Below are 21,270 nucleotides of genomic sequence, written 5' to 3' on the forward strand. Positions count from 1 at the left end.
GTCAGGCCTCCACCGCTTCACCGGGCGCCAGCGCACGCCGCTGGCGATCGCCACGCTCAACGTAGACCTCATCCGGGGTGCGGTCGAGCAGGTCGTAGACCACCGGAATGACAATCAGGGTGAGCAGAGTGGACACCGTCAGGCCGCCGATCACGGTGATCGCCATCGGCGACTTCACCTCGGCGCCCTCGCCGCCGAAGAAAGCCAGCGGCGTGAAGGCTATCAGGGTGGTCATCGTGGTCATGATGATCGGCCGCAGGCGTGACTCCGCGCCCTGCATGATCGCCTCGCGCTTGGCCACACCCTCCATGCGCAGCTGGTTGATCTTGTCGATCAGCACGATGGCATTCTTGACCACGATGCCGACCAGCAGGATCAGGCCGATGAACACCACCACCGACACCGGCGAGTTGGACAGCCACAGCGCGAGCGCAGCGCCGACCATGGCCAGCGGGATGGTGAACATGATCACGAAGGGATGCAGCAGCGACTCGAACTGCGAGGCCATCACCAGGTAGACCAGGAAGATCGCCAGGCCCAGCGCGAACAGCAGCGAGTCGATCGAGGCTTCCAGCTCCTCGCCCTGCCCGCCGATGTGCAGGCGGACATCGGCGCCCAGCGGGTTCTCCTCCACCAGTTGGTTGACCCGCTGCACAGCGGTGCCGAGGTCGATGCCGGCGAGATTGGCGCGGACGATGGCCACACGCACCTGGTCGGCACGATGGATCTCGCTGGGGCCGATGGTCTCCACCACGTCGGCCACCGATTCGAGGGTCAGCGGACGCTCGCTCTCGGGATTGACGATCAGACGGCGGATGTCAGCCACCGAGGCGCGATCCTCTTCCTGGGCGCGGACCAGCACGTCGATCTTGCGCTCGCGGAAGCTGTAGCGGGTGGCGACTTCGCCGCGCACCTTGCGAACGACCTGGTCGGCGATCTGCCGGGTGGTCAGGCCGAGCGCAGCGGCGCGCTCCTGGTCGAAGCGGATCTGGATCTCGGGGAAGCCCTGTTCCACGGTGGACTTCACGTCGACGAACTCGGGCTCCTTGTCGAGCATGGCGGCCAGCTGCCGGCCGGCGCGCTCCAGCGTCGGCAGGTCGTTGCTGCGCAGCTCGATCTCCAGCGGGGTGGAGAAGCTGAACAACTCGGGGCGTCCGAACTTCACATCGACCCCCGCGAACCCGCTCATCGTCTCGCGCATGCGCTGGGTCACTTCGGCCTCGGTCTCGCGGCTGTAGCCGGCGCCCAGCACCACGGTCAGCTTGGCGATGTTCTCGCCGGACTCGGTCGGGTTGGCGTCCAGCCGCGTGCCGCTGCCGGACACGCCATACAGCTGCTGGATGTCCGGATCATCCTTGTGCGCGGCCTGCACCGCGCGCACCAGCAGGTCGGTGTCGCGCAGCTGGGTGCCCGGGGCCAGCTTGGCGGTCATCTCGAAGCGGTCCTGGGCGAACTGCGGGATCAGGTCGGTGCCCAGGCCGCGGACCAGCCAGAGCGAGGCGAAGAAGGCCAGCGCCGCGACACCCAGCACCAGGGCCGGACGCTCCAGCGCGGTCGGCAGCAGCTGCTGGTAGCGCGCTGCCGCGGCGTCGTAGCCACGCAGCATCACGCCGCCGACCTTGGACAGGACCCAGCCGATGCCGCGCAGCACGGCGCCGCCCAGCCGGCCGAGCACGAAGCCGATGATCAGCGCCAGCAGCGGCCCCAGCAGGCAGAGCAGGACCACGGCCAGCAGCAGAGGCAGCAGGGCGAGGCGCGGCAGCAGGGTGACGCCGAACAGGGTGTTTCGACGCGCCTTGCTGCCCGAGCCCTGCAGCGGCCAGCGCAGCCAGTCCAGGGTGAACCGCCACGCGCGCCGCCAGGCCGGCTGCTCGGGCGCGGCATCGGCGTCGGCGAAGGCCAGCGGCGAGCGCGCCTTGAGCGAGCTGAGCATCGGGATCAGGGTCAGCGCGACGACCAGCGAGATGATCAGCGCGATCGAGACGGTCAGCGCCTGGTCCTTGAACAGCTGTCCGGCGACGCCCTCGACGAAGACCAGCGGGAAGAACACCGCCACCGTGGTCAGGGTGCTGGCGACCACCGCCATGCTGACCTCGCGGGCGCCGGTGATGGTCGACTCGATGATGCCGAGCCCACGCTCGCGGGCCTTGGCAATGCTTTCAAGGACGACGATGGAGTCATCGACCACCATGCCCGTAGCCAACGCCAGCCCGGCGAGCGACATGACGTTGAGGCTCAGGCCCAGCTGGCCCATGAAGAAGAAGGTGGCAATGATCGAAACCGGCAACGACAGGCCGATGACAAAGGTGCTCCAGCCGTCGCGCAGGAACAGGAAGATGATCAGGATGGCCAGCATGCCGCCGACCACCGCCTCGAACTTCACCTCGTCGAGGGCGGCGCGGATAAAGGTGGCCTGGTTCTCGACCACGCGCAGGTCGGAGCTCGCCGGCAGGAACCGCTTGAGGCGGTCGATGGCCTGCTGGATGCCCTCGGCCACTGCCACGGTGTTGGCATCGCCTTCCTTGTACAGGGCGATCTCCACGGCTTCCTTGCCGTCGATGCGGATGATGGCCTCGCGTTCCTTGTAGCCCTGGCTGACCGTGGCCACGTCACGCAGCTTGATCGGCACGCCATCGACATTGGCGACCAGCAGCTCGCGCATCTGCTCGAGCCCGGAGAACTGGTTGACCGTGCGCACCAGGTAGCGTTGCGAGCCTTCCTCGATGCGGCCGCCGGAGATATTGACGTTCTCCTGGCGCAGGCGCTCGATCACGTTGTTGACCGAGAGCCGCAGCTGGGCCAGGCGCTGGTCGTCGATCAGCACCTGCACCTCGTCCTCGAGGCCACCGGAAATCTTCACTGCGGCCACGCCCTCGACCGGCTCGAGGCGCTTCTTCAGCTCCTCGTCGGCGTAGCGACGCAGGCGCATCAGCTCGCCGACCTGCTCGGGACCGGTCTCGGCCGTGGAGGCCAGGATCATCCGCATCACCGGCTCGGTGCTGGGATCAAAGCGCAGCAGGACCGGCGCCTTCACCTCCAGCGGCAGGCGCAGCACCTCGAGCTTGTCGCGCACCTCGAGGCTGGCCTTGTCCATATCCGAACCCCAGGCGAACTCGAGCACCACGTCACTCTGTCCGGTACGCGAGACCGAGCGCAGCTTGCGCAGGCCACGGACCACGCCGACCGCTTCCTCGATCGGCTCGGTAACCAGGGTTTCGATTTCTGCCGGGGCCGCACCGACGTACTCGGTGCGCACGGTGAGCGTGGGATAGCTCAGGTCAGGCAGCAGGTTGACCTTGAGGTCGGAGAGCGCGATGAGCCCGAACAGCACCAGGGTGAACATCGCCATGGCGACGGTGACCCGCCGCCGCGTGGACAGCTCGACAATGCTCATTGACGACCATTTCCGGCGATGGATTCGGTGCTGGCGCGCGCCAGGGCGGATGACGGCACGATGATCTGCACCTTGGAGCCATCCCGTACGGCGACCTTGCCCGCGGTCACCACCTGGTCACCCTCCTCAAGGCCGGCCAGCACCTCGGCGAACTCGCCGTTGATGTAGCCCAGGGTCACCGGTGTGCGCACGACCTTGTCTTCGTTGACCACGAAGACTGCCGGATCGGCATTCTCCTCGATCAGCGCGACGCGCGGCACGGACAGGGTCTCGGCGCGGCGGTCGTAGATGACCTGGATGCGGCCGAACATGCCCGGCATCAGCTTGCCGTCGTCCGCCTCGAAGCGGGCGGTGGCGCGGAAGGTGCCGGTCGCGGCATCGATCACCGGGCTGATACGGTCGATCACACCCTTGAACCTGCGGCCCGGCAGGGCGTCCACCGACAGGCTGACGGCCAGACCCGTCTGAAGCTTGCCGAGTTCGCGCTCGGGCACGTTGAGGACCGCCTCCAGCTCATCGATGTTGACGATCCGGAACATCGCCTGGTTCAGCTGGATCAGGTTGCCGGCCTTGACCATGCGCTGCGCCACCACGCCGCTGATCGGCGCGACCACGTTCGTGTAGCTGAGCTCCAGCTTGGCCAGGTTCCAGGCGGCACGCTGGGTCTCGACGTCGAAGCGCAGGCGCTCATGGGCGTCGGCGGCCACCAGCTTGCGCTCGAACAGCTCCTTGGAGCGGGCGAACTCGGCTTCCAGCTTGCGCAGGGTGGCCTCGGCCCGAGCGACCTCGAGCCGCGCACGGTCGGGATCGATGCGCGCCAGCACCTCGCCGGCCTTCACCTGCTGCCCTTCCTCGGTCAGCAGCTGGAGCAGGACGCCCGAGGTCTTGGCGACCACCTGCGCCTCTTCCGGTGCCTCCAGCGCCGCGGTGCCGGCATAGCTGGCCTCGATATCGCGGCGCGAGACCGGCACGACCTCGACCGGAATCGGCTGCGCTTCCTTGACCAGCTTGCCGTCCTTGTCGGTCTTCTGCTCGACGTCGTCCGCCTGCTTTGCCTGCGCGTCGGCGTCGGGCTTGCCGCCGCCACAGGCCGACAGCGCCAGCGTCAGGGCAATGGCCAGGGCGGAAAAGCCCAGGGTGCGGCGAAACGAGAACGGGGCGGAGCGGTCGGGCGAGGTCATGGCGGTTCCAGGCGGCCAAAGGGAGTGCCGGTGTTATAGTTATCTACTACACCGAAGTAGTCAAGCAGCGTGGCAAAGTGTGCGCCGTCAAGGGAATGGCAGCGTGTGCAGGTAGTCACGTGAGCCGCATGCAGCCGACGAGGTGACGGGATTCCACGCCCGTCGTTCAGTTTGCATTGGGCTGGTGCAACGTGGCGCGAACGTCCGTGAAGACAGCTGCGTATGGCGGGCTGCTTGCTTGCGCCGCTATACTTTCCGCTTGCCCCGAATAACGATCCGGACCCGCGAATGAAGCTGATCCTCCGTCTGGCTGCCTGCACGGCAGCACTCTTCGCCACCCTGCCCGCCCTGGCCCAGGAAGGGGACGTGGAGAAAGGCCGCCTCAAGGTCTACACCTGCACCGGCTGCCATGGCATCGAGGGCTACAAGAACGTCTATCCGCACTATCACGTGCCGAAGATCGGTGGCCAGAACTACGAGTACCTGGTGATCGCCCTGACCGCCTACAAGAACGGCGAGCGCAAGCATCCCACCATGCAGGCGCAGGCCGAGAGCTTCAGCGCCGAGGACATCGCGGACATTGCCCGCTACCTGTCCACCGCCGGCCACAACGACCAGTAAGGACGCGCCCAGACATGATCCGCACTGCACTCCTCATCGCGCTCGCCGCCCTGCCCATGACCGTCGCCGCCAAGGGCGACGTCGAAGCGGGCAAGGCCAAGTCGCAGACCTGCCAGGCCTGTCACGGCGTCGACGGCAATGGCATGGGCGACGGCCAGTACCCCCGCCTTGCCGGCCAGTACGCCGACTATCTCGAGAAGGCGCTCAAGGATTACCGCTCGGGCGCTCGCCCCAACGCCATCATGGCGGGCTTCGCCGGAACCCTCAGCGACGAGGACATCCGCGACCTGTCCGCCTTCTATGCCGCCCAGAGCGGCCCGCTGCGCGATCTCAGCCACACCAAGTAATCCGCGCCGCGGCGTAGAAACGTTCAAGGCCCCGGAGACGGGGCCTTTTTCGTTGCGGTCCTGTCGTGATTGAGGGGCGGTTGGGGCGCAAAGCAGACGTACGGCAAACCCCGAACGTAGGAGCCAGCTTGCTGGCGATAGGCGCCCCGGATGGGACGATCGCCAGCAAGCTGGCTCCTACACGCAACGGCATTGCCAGGTCCGGTTTGCGCCGCAAAGCAGACCTTGCCGCAGTCAAATTGTGGGAGCGCCCTTGGGCGCTCCCACGGTCGGGCCTCGTTGGGCGTCGGCAAAGCCCCATAGGGTGTGCCTTGGCGCACCGATACGGGCGTTCGGACGGTATGCCCGGTGCGGCCAGCCGCACCCTATGAATGTCTTCTTCGCGCCCGATCCGGACCGCCGTCGACCTTCGAGCCTACTTGCAGAACCGGCTGAACTTGTTCATGTCGATCTCGCGCGACACATCCGGATCACTCGCGACCAGGCGCGCCTCGATCTTGCGGCAGTCGTCGGGCTGGGCGCCGCCTCCGAGGAATCGCAGTACCGCCAGCACCACGTCCTCGGGCGTAAAGGCGCGGCGCAGGCGCAGTGCCACGACCTCGGCATAGGCCGCATCGGTCGAGCCCGGCAGGGCCACGCGCCGATCGAAGGTGATCCGCGCGCGATCATCGAAGGCGGGCACTTCGGTCCGGCTCTCGGGCAGCACCAGACCACCGTCGGGGCGGAACAGGCGCAGCGAAGGCGCTTCCTCCGGGCGCGCCGGAGCATCGCGCGCCACCTCAACGGCCTGGAGGCGCGAAGTCGAGGACGGATCGGGGCGCGGCGAGGCCACCTTGCGGATCGGCCGCGCCGGCGGCACCGGCATCGGTGGAACGGCCTGATCAGGAGCCGCACTGTCGGTGAGAAAGATCACCTCGATCGTCCGCGGCGGCGTCTCCGGCTGCCAACGCGATACCTGGATCCAGCCCCAGATCAGCATCGCGTGCAGCCCGACCGCCAGCGCGGCGCCGGCAAACCGGATGGCGGAGACGGCGCGGTCGCGATCGGCGCGCGGGGCGCGTGCCTCGACCGCCAGGGCCGCAGCCGGGTCGATCACGCCTGGCGTTGGAAATACGGGTTGTCGCCGCTGCTGTGGTCGGTGGCGTCGATCACCGCGGTGATCTCCGGCACGCGCTCGCGCAGCGTGACCTCGACGCCCTGTCGCAGGGTCACGTCGACCATGCCGCAGCCGTGGCAGCCGCCGCCAAAGCGCAGAACGACGGCGTTCTCGGCGGTCACCTCCTCGACGCTTACTCTCCCGCCATGCGAGGCCAGCTGCGGATTGATCTCGGCATCCAGCACCTGCTGCACGCGGGCCGCCACGCTGCCCTCGCCCGCCGCCAGGCCGCCCTTGATCCGCGGCGCCTTGATGCTGACCTGGCCGCCACCCAGCCCCTTGCTGAAATCGATCTCGGCGCCGTCGAAGAACGGGACGCTGGCGGCCTCGACATACAGGGTGAAGCCCTCGCAGTCGACAGCCCACTCGTCGCCGTCCAGATCGCCCTGCTCGCAGAACTCGAGGCGGGCATCGGCACTGGGCGTGCCGGCGCGCAGCGCGGACAGGCGGATGCCGACGAAGGCGCCGTCCTGCTGCTCGATCAGTCGGCGGAAGTAGTCCTGGGCGGCGGTGGAGATCTGGATCATTCGTCGGAATCGTCGGCTCGGGTCAGGGTGCACCGCATGGCGCGGCGCGTAGGAGGCGCGCGCAGTGTACGCAGGGCGCGTTAGAAGCTCGTTGTTATACTCGCAATCCGCGCTGAACAAGGAAGCCGACATGTCCTGGGATGGCCTCGCCTCCAGCCACTGCACGCCGCTCAAGGGCAGCGAACATCGACTGTCCGACGCCGACCTGAAATCCGCCCTCGCCGCCCTGCCCGGCTGGTCGCTCGACGACTCGGGCGAGCGCATCCGCCGCGAGTTCGCCTTCGATGACTACTACCGCACGCTGGCCTTCGTCAACGCGCTGGCCTACATCGCCCACCGTGAGGACCACCATCCCGACCTCGGCGTGCACTACAACCGCTGCGTGGTCGAGTTCTCGACCCACGACTGCGGCGGGGTGACCCGCAACGACCTGATCTGCGCGGCCAAGGCCAGCGCCCTATACGCTGACCGCCACGGCGCCTGACACCGGTCTCAGCCGGCCAGACGGTCCAGCACCGACTTCAGCTCCGCCGGCAGCGGCGCGTTGAGCACATAGCGCTCGCCGCTGGTCTCCAGCTGGAACTGCAGCGAGGCCGCATGCAGGAACAGCCGGCGCAGGCCGGCCGCCTTCAGCCCACGATTGGCTTCGGCATCACCGTACTTCTCGTCGCCGGCCACCGGGTGGCCGAGATGCTGGGCGTGCACGCGGATCTGGTGGGTGCGGCCGGTGTCGATCTTGACCTCGACATAGCTGTGCCCACCGGGCCGGTCGATCACCTTGAAATGGCTGAGCGAGTCCTTGCCGGCGGCATCCACCCGGACCATGCGCTCGCCGCCCTGCAGGATCGACTTCTGCAGCGGCGCATCGACGCTGACCTTGGGCTTTCGCAGGTTGCCGACCAGCAGGGCGAGATAGCGCTTGTCCATCCCGCCTTCGCGCATCAGTGCCTGCAGCTCGGACAGCGCGGAGCGCTTCTTGGCGATGATCAGCACGCCGCTGGTGTCGCGGTCGAGCCGGTGGACCAGCTCCAGCGTCTCGCCGGGCCGAGCCGCGCGCATCATCTCGATGGCGCCGTGGCTGATCCCGCTTCCGCCGTGGCTGGCCACCCCGGAGGGCTTGTCGAGGGCCAGCAGCCAGCGGTCCTCGAAGACAACCGCCCGCTCCAGCCGCTGCATGGCGGCCCCCGAAGGCGCCGGCTTGTCTCCTTCTTCGCTGAGACGCACAGGCGGAATGCGGATCTCATCACCTCCTGAGATCCGGCTGTCGGGCTTGGCCCGCTTGCCGTTGATACGCACCTCGCCAGTCCGGCATATCCGATAAATCAAGGACCTGGGTGCACCCTTGAGCTGGCCGAGCAGGAAGTTGTCGAGGCGCTGCCCCGACCTGTCTTCCGCCACCAGCACCCGGCGCACGCCACCACCGGCCTTTCCGTTTGCTGCCATGAGCCCTCGCTTGCTACACTCGCGCCGCGAAACTACGTCAGGATTCTGCTGTTTGCTCAAATACTTGGAGCCAACAGCGCAGATTGCCGCCGAGGTTTCGCCGGCGCCGTCGAAACGCAGATGGTAAGCGCTGGCAGAAGGCAGTGCTTGGCAGGCAATCGGATGTGATCGCACGGAAGCCCGATTCGGGGTGTTCCGGCATGGAGGCCGGTGCGGTGCAACAGCGCCACCCGGTTTGACTTAACAAGCGCTCCCGCGGCAGAACGCCGTGGTGTCGTAGCGCTGGAGAATTCGCAGCGGTGGTCGGGCGCTTAGCGCCGGCCGCCCGCCCTCAGGGCGCGGAAACCCGGCGTTCCTCGCGGTCGAGCGCGTGAGGAATGACAAGACAATGAAGAGGATGCTGATCAACGCCACCCAGCAGGAAGAGCTGCGGGTGGCCATCGTCGATGGCCAGACGCTGTATGACATCGACATCGAACAGCCGTCGAAGGAACAGAAGAAGGGCAACATCTACAAGGGCCGCATCACCCGGCTCGAGCCCTCGCTGGAGGCCGCGTTCGTCGAGTACGGCGGAGAACGCCACGGCTTCCTGCCGCTGAAGGAAATCTCCCGCGACTACTTCGCCCAGGGCGTCGATGCCAACAAGGCCGGCCTCAAGGAGCTGCTGCGCGAGGGCCAGGAGGTCGTCGTCCAGGTCGACAAGGAAGAGCGCGGCAACAAGGGTGCGGCGCTGACCACCTTCATCTCGCTGGCCGGCCGCTACCTGGTACTGATGCCGAACTCGCCGCGCGCCGGAGGCGTCTCGCGGCGGATCGAAGGCGACGACCGCGCCGCGCTGAAGGAGGCGATGGACCAGCTCAGCATCCCCGAAGACATGGGGGTGATCATCCGCACCGCCGGCATGGGCCGCGAGGCGGACGAACTGCAGTGGGATCTCGACTACCTGCTGCTGGTCTGGAAGTCGATCGCCGAGGCCGCGCTGACCAAGCCGGCGCCGTTCCTGATCTATCAGGAGTCGCGGCTGATCATCCGCGCCCTGCGCGACTACCTGCGCGCCGACGTCGGCGAGATCCTGATCGACCACGAGGGCGTCTTCCAGGACGCCCGCGAGTTCGTCGAGCAGGTCATGCCGCACAACCAGCGCAAGCTGAAGCTGTACACCGACACCACGCCGCTGTTCTCGCGCTTCCAGATCGAGACCCAGATCGAGAACGCCTACGAGCGTTCGGTGCGCCTGCCTTCCGGCGGTTCGATCGTCGTCGACCAGACCGAGGCGCTGACCGCCATCGACGTCAACTCGGCGCGCGCCACCAAGGGCGGCGACATCGAGGAGACCGCGCTCAACACCAACCTCGAGGCGGCCGATGAAGTGGCTCGCCAGCTGCGCCTGCGCGACCTCGGCGGCCTGGTCGTCGTCGACTTCATCGACATGAGCAGCAACAAGCATCAGCGCGAGGTAGAGAACCGCCTCGCCCAAGCGCTCAAGCAGGACCGCGCCCGCGTCCAGGTCGGCCGTATCTCGCGCTTCGGCCTGCTGGAAATGTCGCGCCAGCGCCTGCGCCCCTCGCTGGGCGAATCGAGCCAGATCGTCTGCCCGCGCTGCGAGGGCCACGGCCGGCTGCGTTCGGTGGAGTCGCTGTCGCTCTCGATCCTGCGCCTGGTCGAGGAGCAGGCGATGAAGGACAACACCGGCCAGGTGCTGGTGCAGGCCCCGCAGGAAATCGCCAACTACCTGCAGAACGAGAAGCGCCGGCCGCTGGTCGAGATCGAGACCCGCCACGACGTACCCGTAGTGATCGTCGCCGACGCCCAGCTGGAAACGCCGCACTTCCACGTCACCCGCATCCGCGAGAACGAGATGGGGGAAGAGACGGCCAAGCCAAGCTATCACCGCGCCACGCCGCGCCGGCTGGAAACCCACCAGCTGACCCGGGCCAACCTCAATATCCCGGCGGCCCCGGCGGTGACCAACGTCAAGCCGCCCTCGCCGGCGCCAGTGCGCAGCGAGAGCGACGAGACGGAAACACCGGCCACCAGCCCCGCCGCCCCGGTGGCCGCGGCTGCATCGACGCCGGTACCGACCCACTCCGAGGGCCTGATCTCGCGCATCGTGCGCTTCTTCCGCGGCACGCCTTCGGTGGCTCCGGCCGCCGAGCCGATCCCGGCCAGGAAGCCTGCGCAGACCGAGCGACCCGAGCGCGACGGCAAGCGTCGTGACGGCAAGCGCAATGGCGAGGAGCGTGGCCAGCGCGACCGCCAGCGGGGCGAGCGCCGCGAGCGCAATCGCGATCGCCAGCGCGACCGCGACACGCAGCGCGACGCGCAGCCCGAGGCCCAGCGCGATGAAACGCGCGGCGGCAAGGGCGGCCAGCGCGGCGAGGCCCCGCTGCCCAAGCAGCAGCGCGACGAGAACCGCCGCGACAAGCAGGCCAACCCGCGCAAGGCCGATACCCCGCGCGGCGAAGAGAAGGACAAGGACAAGGAAAAGCTGGCCGCCATCGCCGCCTCCGGCGCCGCGGCTATCCCCCAGGACGGCGAGGCCCCGGCCACCGAGAGCAAGGGCGCCAGCGAAACGCCGGCCGGTGAGGCTGCGAACAACGCCGAGGGCACTGCCGGTGAAGGCGGCGGCCGACGCCGTCGCGGCCGTCGTGGCGGACGTCGTCGTCGTCGCCAGCAGGAAACCAACGGCGCCTCCAGCGTCGAGGGCGTCGACCAGGAGCAGGGCCAGCTCGACTTCGAGGACGAGTCCGAGGGCGCCGATGACAGTGCCACCGAGGACAAGCCCTCGCGCAGCGCCGCGGCGGCTGCCAGCGCCGCAGCCCTGGTCCCCGCACCGGTGCTCGCTCCGGCTCCCGTCCCGGCTCCCGCTCCGACCGCCGAGGTAAAGCCGAAGACGGCTGACGCCGAGGTCGAGAAGCCCGCCGCGCAGGACACCCGGATGCCGGCCGAAGCCCCGGCGCCAACCCCGGCCCCGGCCGCGAAGGTCGAGTCGAAGCCGGAGGCCAGGGCCGCGACCGAAGCGCCCGCCGAGGCCGGCGCCCCGGCAGCTTCGGTTGATACGAAACCGACCCAGCCGACCGAGGCCGCGCAGCCGAAGGTGGAGTCCGGCGCCCCGGCGGCATCGACGGAGTCCCCGGCGGCCGAGAAGCCCCAGGCACCGACGCCGGCACCCGTGCCGACTGAACAGGCCGGTGCGGCGAGCAAGACTGCCACGCCCGAACCCGGCAGCGCCGAGGTCCCGGTAGCCCAGGCCGAGCTGGCCAAGGCACCCGCCGAAGGCCTGACCCGTATCGAAGCGGGCAAGGTTGCCAGCGAGCCGGCGCCCGGCACGGAGAACGCCGAAGCTGCGGCCCATGCCAGCGCTGACGCTGACGCCGAGACCGAAGCCCAGGCGAAGGCTGCCGCTGAGGCCGAGGCGAAGGCCGCCGCCGAGGCTGAGGTCGCGGCGAAGGCAAAGGCCGAAGCCGAGGCCAGGGCGCGGGCTGAAGCCGCTGCCAAGGCCAAATCCGACGCCGAGGCGAAGGCCAAAGCCGAGTCCGCTGAGGGCGCCGATGCCCCGGACAGCGGCACCGACGCTGCGAAGGCCAGCAACGGCTAAGCAAGCCCGGAGGCGACCGCGCCCGGCGCGGTCGCCGCCTCCCTGAATCAGGCCACGATGCCGTGCTGGCTGGCGAGCCTTGAAAGCGTGACCACGTCCTCCACGCCCAGCTTGTCCAGCAGCCGCTGCTTGTGGGTGGACACGGTCTTCGGGCTGAGGTGCAGCGTCTCGGCGATATCCGCCCCGCGCTTGCCCTGGCAGAGCATCTTCACCACCTCCAGTTCCCGCGGCGAAAGCAGGTCGAAGGGTGACTGCTCGGCGCCAGGCGGTTCCAGCGCGAGGCGCTGGGCGATCTCGGCAGACAGGTAGCGGCGCCCCTGGGCCACCTCCCGCGCCGCGCGCAGGAACTCCTCATGGGCGCAGGCCTTCGCCACGTAGCCCAGCGCCCCCGCATGCAGCAGGCGCCGCGGCAGCGGCCCCTCCTCCTGCATGGTCACGATCATCACCTTCTGCCCCGCCTTCGCGCGCACCAGCCGCTCGGTGACCTCAAGGCCACTCATTCCCGGCAGATGCAGGTCGCAGATGACCAGATCCGGCGCCAGCTGCCGTGCGAGGCGAATCCCCTCCTCGCCATCGGCCGCCTCGGCCACAACATTGAAGTCCCCGGTTCCTTCCAACAGCATCCGGATCCCGGTCCGCACAAGACCGTGATCGTCGATCAGCAGCACATCAATCATCCTGCCCCCCGCAGGTGACTATCCCCGGATCGATCCTCGCATGCACCCCGGACCGGCTCAAGTCCGCGCCCCGCAGGCCTGCGCAGCGCCGTCCGACGCATAGGGTGCGGCTGGCGGCACCGGGCGCACCGTCCGAACGCCCGTGTCGGTACGCCAAGGCATAGCCAATGGGACTCGCTGACGCCAAACGAAGCCCGACTGTGGGAGCGCGCACGTTTGCGGGACCGTGGCGAATGCGAACCTTGCGCCCGAATCGGCCGTTCAAGGATGCTTAATCATCGCCGACCCGGCGCAAGGGCCTCCTCAGTCGGGGGCGGCGTCAAAGCCGGGACTGAGGGCGGGGTCCAGCGAGACGCGCTGGTCGAAGACGAAACAGCGGCCGTCCCAGCCCTCGCCGCCGACCGCCTCGAAATAGCCGAGGATGCCGCCTTCCAGCTGGTAGACCTGCTCCCAGCCGGCCTGCTGCATCCACAGCGAGGCCTTCTCGCAGCGGATGCCGCCGGTGCAGAAGGTGACCACGGTGGCGCCCTCGCAGTCAGCGCGGTGCGCCTCGACGGCAGCGGGGTAGTCGACAAAGTCGTCGATCGCCAGGGTGATCGCGCCGCGGAAGCTGCCGTGGCCGACCTCCTCGCGATTGCGGGTATCGATCAGCACCAGGCGGCGGCCGGCGTCGTCGCGGCCGGCGCGCAGCCAGCGCTGCACGGTGGCGGGATCGGCCGAGGGCGCGCGGCCGGCGCGCGGTTCGATTCCGGGCTGGCGGAAGGCGATGATCTCGCGCTTGATCTTCACCTTCAGCCTGGCGAACGGCACCGCCCTGCTCCAGCTGAACTTGATGTTCAGGCCCTCTACGCCGGGCACCAGGCTGGGCAGCCCCTCGATGAGGGCACGCAAAGGCGACTCGTCGCCGGCAAGGAACAGGTTGATGCCTTCCTCGGCCAGCAGCACGGTGCCCTTCAGCCGCGCGGCCTCGCAGGCGGACTGCAGGCGCTCGCGGGCGGCCGGCAGGTCGCTGAGCGGACAGAAGGCGTAGGCGGCGACATTCAGGATCATGGGCGCGCATGGTAGCCGTTCGGCATGCCCTCGGGACGCGGATGGGGGATAATCCGCGGCCTTTGTTGCCGCCCATCCCCATGCCTGCCCCGATCACCGCCCTCGACTGGCGTGGCCCGCTGGCCGACGCCGTGCGTGCCGAGCTGGACAGCAAGACCAAGCCGCCGGGATCGCTGGGCCGGCTGGAGACGCTGGCCCTGCAGCTGGCCCTGATCCAGAACGTGCCGAGGCCGCGCCTGGACAGCGCCCGCTGCCTGGTCTTCGCCGCCGACCACGGGGTCGCGGCGCAGGGCGTCTCGCCCTATCCGCAGGCGGTCACCGCGCAGATGGTGGCGAACTTCCTCGCCGGCGGCGCGGCGATCTCGGTGCTGGCACGCGAGTTCGACTGTGCCCTGAGCGTGGTCGACTGCGGCGTACTGAGCGCCCAGCCGACGCCGCACCCGCAGCTGCTCGACCGCCGCCTCGGCGCCGGCACGGCCAGCCTGCTCGAGGGGCCTGCCCTGTCCCCCCAGCAGGTCGAGACCGCGCTTGCAAACGGCGCGGCGCTGATCGACGCGTTGCCGGCCCGGGCCTACGCTTTCGGCGAGATGGGTATCGGCAACACCACCAGCGCCGCGGCCCTGATGCACGCCAGCACCGCGCTGGATGCCGCGCAGTGCACCGGGCGCGGCACCGGTCTCGACGACCCCGGGCTTGCTCGCAAGCAGGCCGTCGTCGCCGACGCGGTCGCCCGTCAGGGCCGCAGCGAGGATCCTCGCCTGCTGCTCTCGCGCTACGGCGGCTTCGAGATCGCCACCCTCTGCGGCGCCATGCTCGGCGCGGCGGCGGCGCGCAGCGTGGTGCTGGTCGACGGTTTCATCGCCACCGCGGCCGCGGCGATGGCCCTGCGCATCGACCGCGCCCTGCGCGGCTACCTGGTCTTCGCCCATGTTTCGGCCGAGGCCCCGCACGCCCGCTGGCTGGCGGAGTTGCAGGCCGAGCCGCTGCTTGACCTCGGCCTGCGCCTGGGCGAAGGCAGCGGGGCGATCCTCGGCCTGCCGCTGCTTCGCGCGGCCTGCGCCCTGCTCGCCGACATGGCTACCTTCGCCGGCGCCGGCGTGACCGAGCGCACATGAGCCTTGCCCATCAATGGCGCCTGTTCCAGGTCGCCCTGCAGTACTTCACCCGGCTGCCGGTGCCGGCGATGGCCGAGTTCGACCCGGCCTGGCTGACCCATAGCGCACGTTACTTCCCGCTGGTCGGCTGGCTGGTCGGCGCGGCCTGCGCCGGGGTGTTCTGGGTGGCCAGTGGGACTTTCGAACCTGCCATCGCAGCGGGCCTCGCACTCGCCACCGGCGTGCTGCTCACCGGCGCCTTCCACGAGGATGGCCTGGCCGACACCTGCGACGCGCTGGGCGGCCGGGTCGAGCGCGAGCGGGCCCTGGAGATCATGCGTGACTCGCGCATCGGCAGCTATGGCAGCCTCGCCCTGCTCCTGAACACGGGGCTTCGCTGGGCGGCATTGGCCTCGCTGGGCGCGGGGCTCGGCGCCCTCGCCCTGTTCCTGATGCACCCGGCCGCACGCGGCGGGGCGGCCAGCCTGATGGCGCGCCTCGACTATGTGCGCCTCGATGACAGCAAGGCGAAGCCCGTCGCCGCCCCGCAATCGGCCGAGGCCCTGCGCTGGATGCTCGGCTTCGCGGCGCTGCCCGCGGCACTGCTCGGCTGGATCGCGCCGCTGGCGACGCTGGCCGGCCTGCTGGCGGTGGCGGCCGTGCACGGGGTCTGCCGGCGCTGGTACCGCAGGCGCCTTGGCGGCTACACCGGCGACGCGCTGGGCGCCTGCGAACAGCTCGGCGAGACCGCCTTCCTGCTGGCCTTCGTCGCGGTGGCCGCATGAATCCGATCGTTGCCCTGCGCCACCTGCCGGTGAACGGCAGCCAAGGTCTGTGTTATGGACAGCACGACTGGCCGGCCGACCTCGACGAGATCGACGCCGCCCTGCCGCAGCTGCGCGCCCAGCTGCCCGACTGGCCGATCCTGACCAGCCCGCTGCAGCGCTGCCTGCGCCTGGCAACCCGCGTGCTGAGCCCGCGCCACGGCGGACTCGCCGTCGACGAGCGTTTGATGGAGATCGACTTCGGCGACTGGGAGACGCGGCGCTGGACCGACCTCGACCGCGAGCAGCTGCACGCCTGGTCGCGCGACGTGGTCGGCTTCCGGCCGCCCGGCGGCGAGAGCTTCGGCGACCTGATCGAACGGGTCTCGCACGTGGTCGACGGCCTTACCGGGCCGACCATCCTGGTCACCCACGCCGGGGTGATCCGCGCGCTATGGCACGTGGTGGCCGGCTGGCCGGCCGAGAAGGCCGCCGTCGAGCCGGTGCCCTACGGCCGGGCGATCCGCATCTACTGGCGCCGTCAGGACGACGTGCGCCGGGCGTGATTCCAGAGCACCTCGCCGTGGCCGCTGGCCCGGGCGAGCACGCGGCAGAGCACGAAGAGCAGATCGGACAGGCGATTCAGGTAGCGGATCGCCTCCGGGCGCACGGCGTCGTGATGCGAGAGGGTGACCAGCTCACGCTCGGCGCGCCGGCAGACGGTGCGCGCGACATGGCAGTGCGCCGCGGCCAGGCCACCACCGGGCAGGATGAAATCCTTCAGCGGCGGCAGGTCGGCGTTGAAGCGATCGAGCGTCTGCTCCAGCCGCTCGACATCGGCCTCGTGGATCGCCGAATGGCCGGGAATGCACAGCTCGCCACCGAGGTCGAACAGCTGGTGCTGCACGCCAAGCAGCAGCTCGCGGATGTCCTCGGCGGTATCCGAGGCGATCACCACGCCGATCTGGCTGTTGAGTTCGTCGACCGTGCCATAGGCGGTGACCCGGGCCGAATCCTTGGCCACCCGCGAACCGTCGCCGAGGCCGGTGGTACCGTCGTCGCCGGTGCGTGTATAGATCTTGGAAAGGCGGTTTCCCACGCTCAGCGCGCCACGGCGTCCGCGGGGTCACGCTGGCGCAGGCCGAGGCGCAGGCCCTCGATCACGGCCAGCGGCAGCACGTACAGCGCGGTGCTGCGGAAGTAAGGCCACAGCCAGTCGGTGTAGTTCTTCCACCAGCCGGCGACGGTCGGCTCGGCAACGCTGCTGCTCAGCCAGTAGAAACCGCCCTGGGCGAACAGGTGGCAGAGCACCACGCCCACGCAGAGCGCAGCGGCGAACTGCAGGGCGCGCAGGCCCAGCGGCGACTTGCGGGCGGCCAGCCAGCTGCCGGCCAGCCACAGGCTGAGATGCGCCGGCAGCAGGAACCAGTAACCCGGCGAGACGCAGTAGTGCGACCAGAAATCGAGGCCGGCGCGGCTGATCACCAGGTAGTCGACCACCACGGCCAGCGCCATCAGCAGCGGGAACGCCCATCGGATCTGGCCGCGGAGCAGGTACCCGCCGACGAAGAACACCGCCCAGGAGGCGTCCGGGATCGCCCCGAAGTGATGCACGCGGGTCAGCGCCATGGCGCCGGCGAGCAGCACGAAAACGGTAGCGATAGAAAGTCGGCGCGACGGCATGGGCAGCTTCCGGTCAGGGTCGAGCCGGGGATTTTAGCCCATGGCCCCGTCCAGCAGGGGGGCATCGCCGTCGATCATCGACAGGCGAGGCCACTTTGGCCCCTGCGCCCTGGGGTAACGTAGGATCCGGACCCGCGCGACTCGGGAGACGCGGCATGTGCGGACGCTTCACGCAGCAGGCGAGCTGGGCCGAGGTGGTGGCCTTCATGCAGCCGATCCCTCTGCTCGCGGCCGAAGAGGCGATCGAGCCTGCCTACAACATCGCGCCCTCTCAGCCCTGCTGGGCCCTGCGCCCGGGCGAGGATGCCCTGGAGGGCGCGCGCATGCGCTGGGGCCTGCTGCCCGGATGGGCGAAGGAGCCGAGGATCGCCTACAGCACCTTCAACGCCCGCGCCGAAACCATGGCCGAGAAGCCGGCCTTCCGCAGCGCCTTCCGTCACCGCCGCTGCCTCGTCCCGGCCTCGGGCTATTACGAGTGGAAGGCCGAGGGCAAGGCCAAGCAGCCCTTCTACATCCACGACGAGGCCGCGCCGATCCTGCTCTTCGCCGCGCTCTGGGAGGCCCCGCACCCGCGCTTCGGCGAGCTGCCCAGCGTCAGCATCGTGACCCGCGAGGCGGACGGCCCGGTCAGCGCCCTGCACCACCGCGTGCCGTTGATGCTCGATCCCGAGCTCGGTGCGCAATGGTGCCGCGGCAGCGCCGACGACGCCGCCGGCATCGCCCACGCCGCCCCCGGCCCGCAGCTCGCCTGGCACCCGGTGGACCGCCGCGTCGGCAACGTCCGCGAACAGGGCCCCGGCCTGGTCAAGCCTGTCCGGAGTCTCCTGTAGAGCGCAGCTCGCTGCGCTGCGTCCACCCGGGCAAACGCGTGGTCGGCTACAGGCAGCCCTCACCTGGCGGCGGGCTGGGGGCGCCGTAGCGCCAGCGCTGCAGGGTGGGAGACGGCCCTGCCAGAGTCATCACGAACACGTTGTCGTAGCGCGCCTCGCAGATGTCAGGCAGTTCGGGGCCGCCCAGCGCACGGACGATGGCCGGGACGGTATTGCTGTGGCCGACCACCAGCACCACGCCGGGGGCGTCCCTGACCGCAGCGGCGACGGCGTCGACATGGGCCGTGCCGCCGGCGGCCACCTCGACGACGCGCGGGCTGGCGCCCAGGCGCACGGCCAGCGGCGCGGCGGTGTCACGGGTCCGCCGGAATGGCGTGACCAGGATGGTCTCGACCCCGGCGTCGGCCAGAGCCTCGGCCAGCGCCTGGGCCCGCAGCTCGCCATCGCGACTGAGCGCCGGGTCGGCTCCGCCCTCGGCCGACTTGTCGGCATGGCGCACGAGGATCACCCCGGACGCGGAGGACGCCAGGCCGGGGACCAGCATAAGCATCAGCAGGAGCAGGCGTTTGGGCATATGCATTCCGCGGTAAGTGGTCGTAACGGGGCCAGCCTATCCACCTCTGCGAACCGGGTCACGCCCGCTTCCTGCACAGCGGGTGCCCGCAGCGCCTATCATTGCGCCATCTCCTTTCCGGTAGCAGGCATGCCCGACTCCGCAGGCATCAGGCTGTCCCCCGGCACGGGCCGGGCGCTATGCCTTGACCTGCTGGGCGGCGGCGAGTCCATGGCCACCAACCTGGAGGCCGCGGTGGGCACCCATGGCGGGCGCGTCCGGCGCTTCGAACGGGCAGAACAGTGGGTGGAGGCGGTGCGCGAAAGCGCACCCGACGCGGTCATGGTCCCGGCCAGTCTCGCCGCGCCGATCGCCGAGCTGCTCGGCAAGCTCAGCCTGTCGGGCGTGGCCACCGGCAGCCTGCTGCTGGCCGCATTCGGCCGCCCCAAGGAGCGCCTGGACGCCCTGATCGGTGGCGCCGACTGGTTCGTCGAGCGCAGCACCGACCCCCTGCTCGGCCGCGCCCTTGTTGACTGGCTGCTGCAGCAGGACACCGAGCCCTTCCGCGTATTGTTGGTCGACGACGACCGCGAGACCCGCATGCTCTGCTCGGCGATCCTGCGCAAGGTCGGCATGCGCGTGCAGGAGCTGGCCGAGTCCAGCGCCGTTCTCGACGAGGTACGCCGCTTCCGCCCCGACCTGGTCCTGCTCGACCTGCACATGCCGGACATCGACGGCATTGCCGTGGTCCAGGCCCTGCGTGCCAGTGACATCGCCCCGCTGCTTCCGGTGGTGTTCCTCTCAGGCGAGGACCGGCCCAGCGCGCGCAGCGCGGCCCTGCGCGTCGGCGCCGATGATTTCCTGCCCAAGCCGGTCCGGCCGCACGCACTGGTCGCCGCGGTCCGCTCGCGGGTCAAGCGCGCCCGCACCCTTAACCGGCAGCTTCGCCCCAATACCGGCGCCGGCCAGGGCCGGCTGCGTCGATCCCATTTTCTCGAACTGCTGGAAACCCGACTGCGCCAGCCGGCTGCCGACTGGGAACTGCTGCTCGCCCTGCGTATCGATGAGGGTGCCACCCTGCGCGAGGCGCTGGGCATTGCCGGCACCCACGCCCTGGAGCGCCAGCTTGGCGAGCGCCTTGCGGGCTGCCTCGCCGCCGGCGACAGCTACGCCCTGTGGGAGGAACTGGGCTATGGCCTCCTGGTCTCGCGCGGCAGCCGCGACGAGCTCGAGGCGCTGCTGCCGAGATTGCTCGACGCGGTCAGCGGCACCCCTTTCAACATCGAGGGCGCCGAGCACTCGCTGCGCGCATCGATCGGTTATGCCCTGCCACCCGACACGTCGCAGGGCGACCGCCGCGAGGCCTGGCTGAAGCAGGCCTTCGCCGCTCTGGCCATGGCCCGGCGTCTCGGCGGCGGGCGGGCCGACGGCGTGCTGTCGCGCGACCCCTCGGCCCTGCCGCCCGAACGCATCATGGTCATCACCCAGGCGCTCAAGGACCTCGCCCGCGGTGGCCTGCCGCGCTTCGAGTTCCAGCCCATGCTGCAGCTGCGCGGCGAGCAGGAGCACTACTCGCTGATCAGCAAGCTGGCCGATCTGCGCAGCCCGCTCGAAGGCTATCCACGCAGCCAGTACCGTGAGCTTGCCCGTCAGGAGGGCCAGCTTGGCCTGATCGACCGCATGGCCCTGTTCCACGCGATCGAGACTCTCGACGATCGCCGACAGCGTGGCCTTGCCGCGCGGGTGCTGGTGCAGGTCGATCTCGACGGTTTCGACGAGCGACAGTTCGCCTGGCTGCGTGCCGAGAAGCAGCGTCGTCCCGAGGCGGTGGGCGACCTGCTGCTGGAAGTCGATATCGAGGTGCTGCACCGCGGCGAGCATGCAGAGGTCCTGCGCCAACTGGGCAGCCTGGGCATGACCCTCGCTGCCGCCGACACCAGCGGCAGCGTGATCTCCCTGCAGGAGCTGCAGTCGGCGCCGATCGGCCTGTTGCGCCTGCCGCACCAGGCGATCCTCCACGCCGCGGGCACCCAGCTGTCCGAGCTGATCAGCCAGTGGCGCGGCACCGGCCGGCGCCTGCTGGTCGATGGCGTCGAGAGCATGAAGGCGGTTTCCGGCCTCTGGAACCTCGGCATCGACTACCTGCAGGGCGACGCGCTTGCCGCGCCCCAGCCGCGCATCGAGGACGAGGGCGGCGACTAGTGCCCTGCCGCGGAAGGACCTCGCTCAACTCGCGAGGCGGATGCCTCGTCGAGGCAAGGAGCGGGAAGGAGGCAGGGCAGCGACATGGCGGCGCCGAGCGACGCCGCTTCGGCGGCGCAGACCCAGCGGGTTCTGCGATGCATTTCCGGC

Annotated in this window: 19 protein-coding genes; 9 read left to right on the plus strand and 10 right to left on the minus strand. The window is 69.7% G+C overall.

Features of this window, described 5'->3' with window-relative positions; translation table 11 throughout:
* Window position 1 precedes the first annotated feature (1 nt).
* Window positions 2-3,394 (minus strand): efflux RND transporter permease subunit, encoded by a 3,393-nt coding sequence (locus M0G41_RS14820; RefSeq protein WP_248210636.1) that lies wholly within the window; start codon window positions 3,392-3,394, stop codon window positions 2-4.
* On the minus strand, window positions 3,391-4,575 hold the full coding sequence (locus tag M0G41_RS14825) for an efflux RND transporter periplasmic adaptor subunit (protein ID WP_248210637.1): 1,185 nt from the start codon (window positions 4,573-4,575) through the stop codon (window positions 3,391-3,393). Before M0G41_RS14825 ends, M0G41_RS14820 begins: the two co-directional genes overlap by 4 nt.
* A 288-nt stretch (window positions 4,576-4,863) precedes the next feature.
* Here M0G41_RS14825 and M0G41_RS14830 point away from each other — a divergent pair, with 288 nt between their 5' ends.
* Together M0G41_RS14830 and M0G41_RS14835 are read left to right on the plus strand one after the other, a co-directional pair.
* Window positions 4,864-5,196 (plus strand): c-type cytochrome, encoded by a 333-nt coding sequence (locus M0G41_RS14830; protein WP_248210638.1) that lies wholly within the window; start codon window positions 4,864-4,866, stop codon window positions 5,194-5,196.
* Window positions 5,197-5,210: 14 nt separating this feature from the next.
* Window positions 5,211-5,543 (plus strand): c-type cytochrome, encoded by a 333-nt coding sequence (locus M0G41_RS14835; RefSeq protein ID WP_248210639.1) that lies wholly within the window; start codon window positions 5,211-5,213, stop codon window positions 5,541-5,543.
* Window positions 5,544-5,958: 415 nt separating this feature from the next.
* On the opposite strand, the gene M0G41_RS14840 is transcribed toward M0G41_RS14835, so the two are convergent.
* Together M0G41_RS14840 and M0G41_RS14845 are read right to left on the minus strand one after the other, a co-directional pair.
* Complete coding sequence (locus M0G41_RS14840; RefSeq protein WP_248210640.1) at window positions 5,959-6,639, minus strand: hypothetical protein; 681 nt, start codon at window positions 6,637-6,639, stop codon at window positions 5,959-5,961.
* Entirely contained in the window at window positions 6,636-7,226 is a 591-nt protein-coding gene (locus M0G41_RS14845; protein ID WP_248210642.1) for a NifU family protein, read from the minus strand. Before M0G41_RS14845 ends, M0G41_RS14840 begins: the two co-directional genes overlap by 4 nt.
* A 130-nt stretch (window positions 7,227-7,356) precedes the next feature.
* On the opposite strand from M0G41_RS14845, the gene M0G41_RS14850 reads away from it, so the two are divergent.
* Window positions 7,357-7,710, plus strand: coding sequence for a 4a-hydroxytetrahydrobiopterin dehydratase (locus M0G41_RS14850; protein WP_248210643.1), 354 nt, complete (start codon window positions 7,357-7,359; stop codon window positions 7,708-7,710).
* An 8-nt stretch (window positions 7,711-7,718) separates the two neighbouring features.
* Here M0G41_RS14850 and M0G41_RS14855 read toward each other — a convergent pair whose 3' ends face one another.
* Window positions 7,719-8,669, minus strand: a complete 951-nt coding sequence (locus M0G41_RS14855) for an RluA family pseudouridine synthase (RefSeq protein WP_248210644.1) — start codon at window positions 8,667-8,669, stop codon at window positions 7,719-7,721.
* Between the two features lie 388 nt (window positions 8,670-9,057).
* Between M0G41_RS14855 and rne the strand changes: the two genes are divergently transcribed.
* Window positions 9,058-12,267: a ribonuclease E gene (rne, locus tag M0G41_RS14860; RefSeq protein ID WP_248210646.1), complete on the plus strand. Its 3,210-nt coding sequence runs from the start codon at window positions 9,058-9,060 to the stop codon at window positions 12,265-12,267.
* 47 nt (window positions 12,268-12,314) lie between these two features.
* Here the strand turns inward: rne and M0G41_RS14865 are convergent, their stop codons facing one another.
* The gene (locus M0G41_RS14865) at window positions 12,315-12,944 is read right to left on the minus strand and encodes a response regulator (RefSeq protein WP_248210648.1); all 630 of its coding nucleotides are present in this window, start codon (window positions 12,942-12,944) and stop codon (window positions 12,315-12,317) included.
* Between the two features lie 303 nt (window positions 12,945-13,247).
* Window positions 13,248-13,994: a sulfurtransferase gene (locus M0G41_RS14870; RefSeq protein WP_248210649.1), complete on the minus strand. Its 747-nt coding sequence runs from the start codon at window positions 13,992-13,994 to the stop codon at window positions 13,248-13,250.
* An 80-nt stretch (window positions 13,995-14,074) separates the two neighbouring features.
* Here M0G41_RS14870 and cobT point away from each other — a divergent pair, with 80 nt between their 5' ends.
* Genes cobT through M0G41_RS14885 form a run of 3 tightly spaced genes read left to right on the plus strand, consistent with a single transcriptional unit; the run spans window position 14,075 to window position 16,418 of the window.
* Complete coding sequence (gene cobT, locus M0G41_RS14875) at window positions 14,075-15,109, plus strand: nicotinate-nucleotide--dimethylbenzimidazole phosphoribosyltransferase (RefSeq protein WP_248210651.1); 1,035 nt, start codon at window positions 14,075-14,077, stop codon at window positions 15,107-15,109.
* Entirely contained in the window at window positions 15,106-15,873 is a 768-nt protein-coding gene (gene cobS, locus M0G41_RS14880; RefSeq protein WP_248210653.1) for an adenosylcobinamide-GDP ribazoletransferase, read from the plus strand. Before cobT ends, cobS begins: the two co-directional genes overlap by 4 nt.
* Complete coding sequence (locus M0G41_RS14885; protein ID WP_248210655.1) at window positions 15,870-16,418, plus strand: histidine phosphatase family protein; 549 nt, start codon at window positions 15,870-15,872, stop codon at window positions 16,416-16,418. The genes cobS and M0G41_RS14885 overlap by 4 nt, the downstream gene beginning before the upstream one ends.
* Here the strand turns inward: M0G41_RS14885 and M0G41_RS14890 are convergent.
* Together M0G41_RS14890 and M0G41_RS14895 are read right to left on the minus strand one after the other, a co-directional pair.
* Window positions 16,394-16,951 carry a cob(I)yrinic acid a,c-diamide adenosyltransferase gene (locus M0G41_RS14890; protein ID WP_248210657.1) on the minus strand — a complete coding sequence of 186 codons (558 nt, stop codon included), beginning with the start codon at window positions 16,949-16,951 and terminating at the stop codon, window positions 16,394-16,396. The genes M0G41_RS14885 and M0G41_RS14890 overlap by 25 nt on opposite strands.
* A gap of 2 nt (window positions 16,952-16,953) precedes the next feature.
* A complete protein-coding gene (locus M0G41_RS14895; RefSeq protein ID WP_248210658.1) occupies window positions 16,954-17,535 on the minus strand; it encodes a hypothetical protein in 582 nt (193 codons plus the stop codon).
* A gap of 155 nt (window positions 17,536-17,690) precedes the next feature.
* On the opposite strand from M0G41_RS14895, the gene M0G41_RS14900 reads away from it, so the two are divergent.
* Window positions 17,691-18,365 (plus strand): SOS response-associated peptidase, encoded by a 675-nt coding sequence (locus M0G41_RS14900; protein WP_248210660.1) that lies wholly within the window; start codon window positions 17,691-17,693, stop codon window positions 18,363-18,365.
* A 46-nt stretch (window positions 18,366-18,411) separates the two neighbouring features.
* Here the strand turns inward: M0G41_RS14900 and M0G41_RS14905 are convergent, their stop codons facing one another.
* A complete protein-coding gene (locus tag M0G41_RS14905; RefSeq protein ID WP_248210662.1) occupies window positions 18,412-18,939 on the minus strand; it encodes a SixA phosphatase family protein in 528 nt (175 codons plus the stop codon).
* Window positions 18,940-19,068: 129 nt separating this feature from the next.
* On the opposite strand from M0G41_RS14905, the gene M0G41_RS14910 reads away from it, so the two are divergent.
* A complete protein-coding gene (locus tag M0G41_RS14910; RefSeq protein ID WP_248210664.1) occupies window positions 19,069-21,120 on the plus strand; it encodes a response regulator in 2,052 nt (683 codons plus the stop codon).
* Window positions 21,121-21,270 lie beyond the last annotated feature (150 nt).

Source organism: Pseudomarimonas salicorniae (genome assembly GCF_023156535.1).
GTDB classification, from domain to species: Bacteria; Pseudomonadota; Gammaproteobacteria; order Xanthomonadales; family Xanthomonadaceae; genus Pseudomarimonas; species Pseudomarimonas salicorniae.

What these genes read in the sequence shown, in the direction of transcription:
- M0G41_RS14900 (WP_248210660.1), top strand. Translation starts at nt 17,691, where the DNA reads ATGTGCGGACGCTTCACGCAGCAGGCGAGCTGGGCCGAGGTGGTGGCC.
- M0G41_RS14845 (WP_248210642.1), bottom strand. Translation starts at nt 7,226, where the DNA reads ATGATCCAGATCTCCACCGCCGCCCAGGACTACTTCCGCCGACTGATC.
- cobS (WP_248210653.1), top strand. Translation starts at nt 15,106, where the DNA reads ATGAGCCTTGCCCATCAATGGCGCCTGTTCCAGGTCGCCCTGCAGTAC.
- M0G41_RS14870 (WP_248210649.1), bottom strand. Translation starts at nt 13,994, where the DNA reads ATGATCCTGAATGTCGCCGCCTACGCCTTCTGTCCGCTCAGCGACCTG.
- M0G41_RS14855 (WP_248210644.1), bottom strand. Translation starts at nt 8,669, where the DNA reads ATGGCAGCAAACGGAAAGGCCGGTGGTGGCGTGCGCCGGGTGCTGGTG.
- M0G41_RS14895 (WP_248210658.1), bottom strand. Translation starts at nt 17,535, where the DNA reads ATGCCGTCGCGCCGACTTTCTATCGCTACCGTTTTCGTGCTGCTCGCC.
- rne (WP_248210646.1), top strand. Translation starts at nt 9,058, where the DNA reads ATGAAGAGGATGCTGATCAACGCCACCCAGCAGGAAGAGCTGCGGGTG.
- M0G41_RS14905 (WP_248210662.1), bottom strand. Translation starts at nt 18,939, where the DNA reads ATGCCCAAACGCCTGCTCCTGCTGATGCTTATGCTGGTCCCCGGCCTG.
- M0G41_RS14850 (WP_248210643.1), top strand. Translation starts at nt 7,357, where the DNA reads ATGTCCTGGGATGGCCTCGCCTCCAGCCACTGCACGCCGCTCAAGGGC.
- M0G41_RS14825 (WP_248210637.1), bottom strand. Translation starts at nt 4,575, where the DNA reads ATGACCTCGCCCGACCGCTCCGCCCCGTTCTCGTTTCGCCGCACCCTG.
- M0G41_RS14910 (WP_248210664.1), top strand. Translation starts at nt 19,069, where the DNA reads ATGCCCGACTCCGCAGGCATCAGGCTGTCCCCCGGCACGGGCCGGGCG.
- M0G41_RS14835 (WP_248210639.1), top strand. Translation starts at nt 5,211, where the DNA reads ATGATCCGCACTGCACTCCTCATCGCGCTCGCCGCCCTGCCCATGACC.
- M0G41_RS14820 (WP_248210636.1), bottom strand. Translation starts at nt 3,394, where the DNA reads ATGAGCATTGTCGAGCTGTCCACGCGGCGGCGGGTCACCGTCGCCATG.
- cobT (WP_248210651.1), top strand. Translation starts at nt 14,075, where the DNA reads ATGCCTGCCCCGATCACCGCCCTCGACTGGCGTGGCCCGCTGGCCGAC.
- M0G41_RS14865 (WP_248210648.1), bottom strand. Translation starts at nt 12,944, where the DNA reads ATGATTGATGTGCTGCTGATCGACGATCACGGTCTTGTGCGGACCGGG.
- M0G41_RS14830 (WP_248210638.1), top strand. Translation starts at nt 4,864, where the DNA reads ATGAAGCTGATCCTCCGTCTGGCTGCCTGCACGGCAGCACTCTTCGCC.
- M0G41_RS14885 (WP_248210655.1), top strand. Translation starts at nt 15,870, where the DNA reads ATGAATCCGATCGTTGCCCTGCGCCACCTGCCGGTGAACGGCAGCCAA.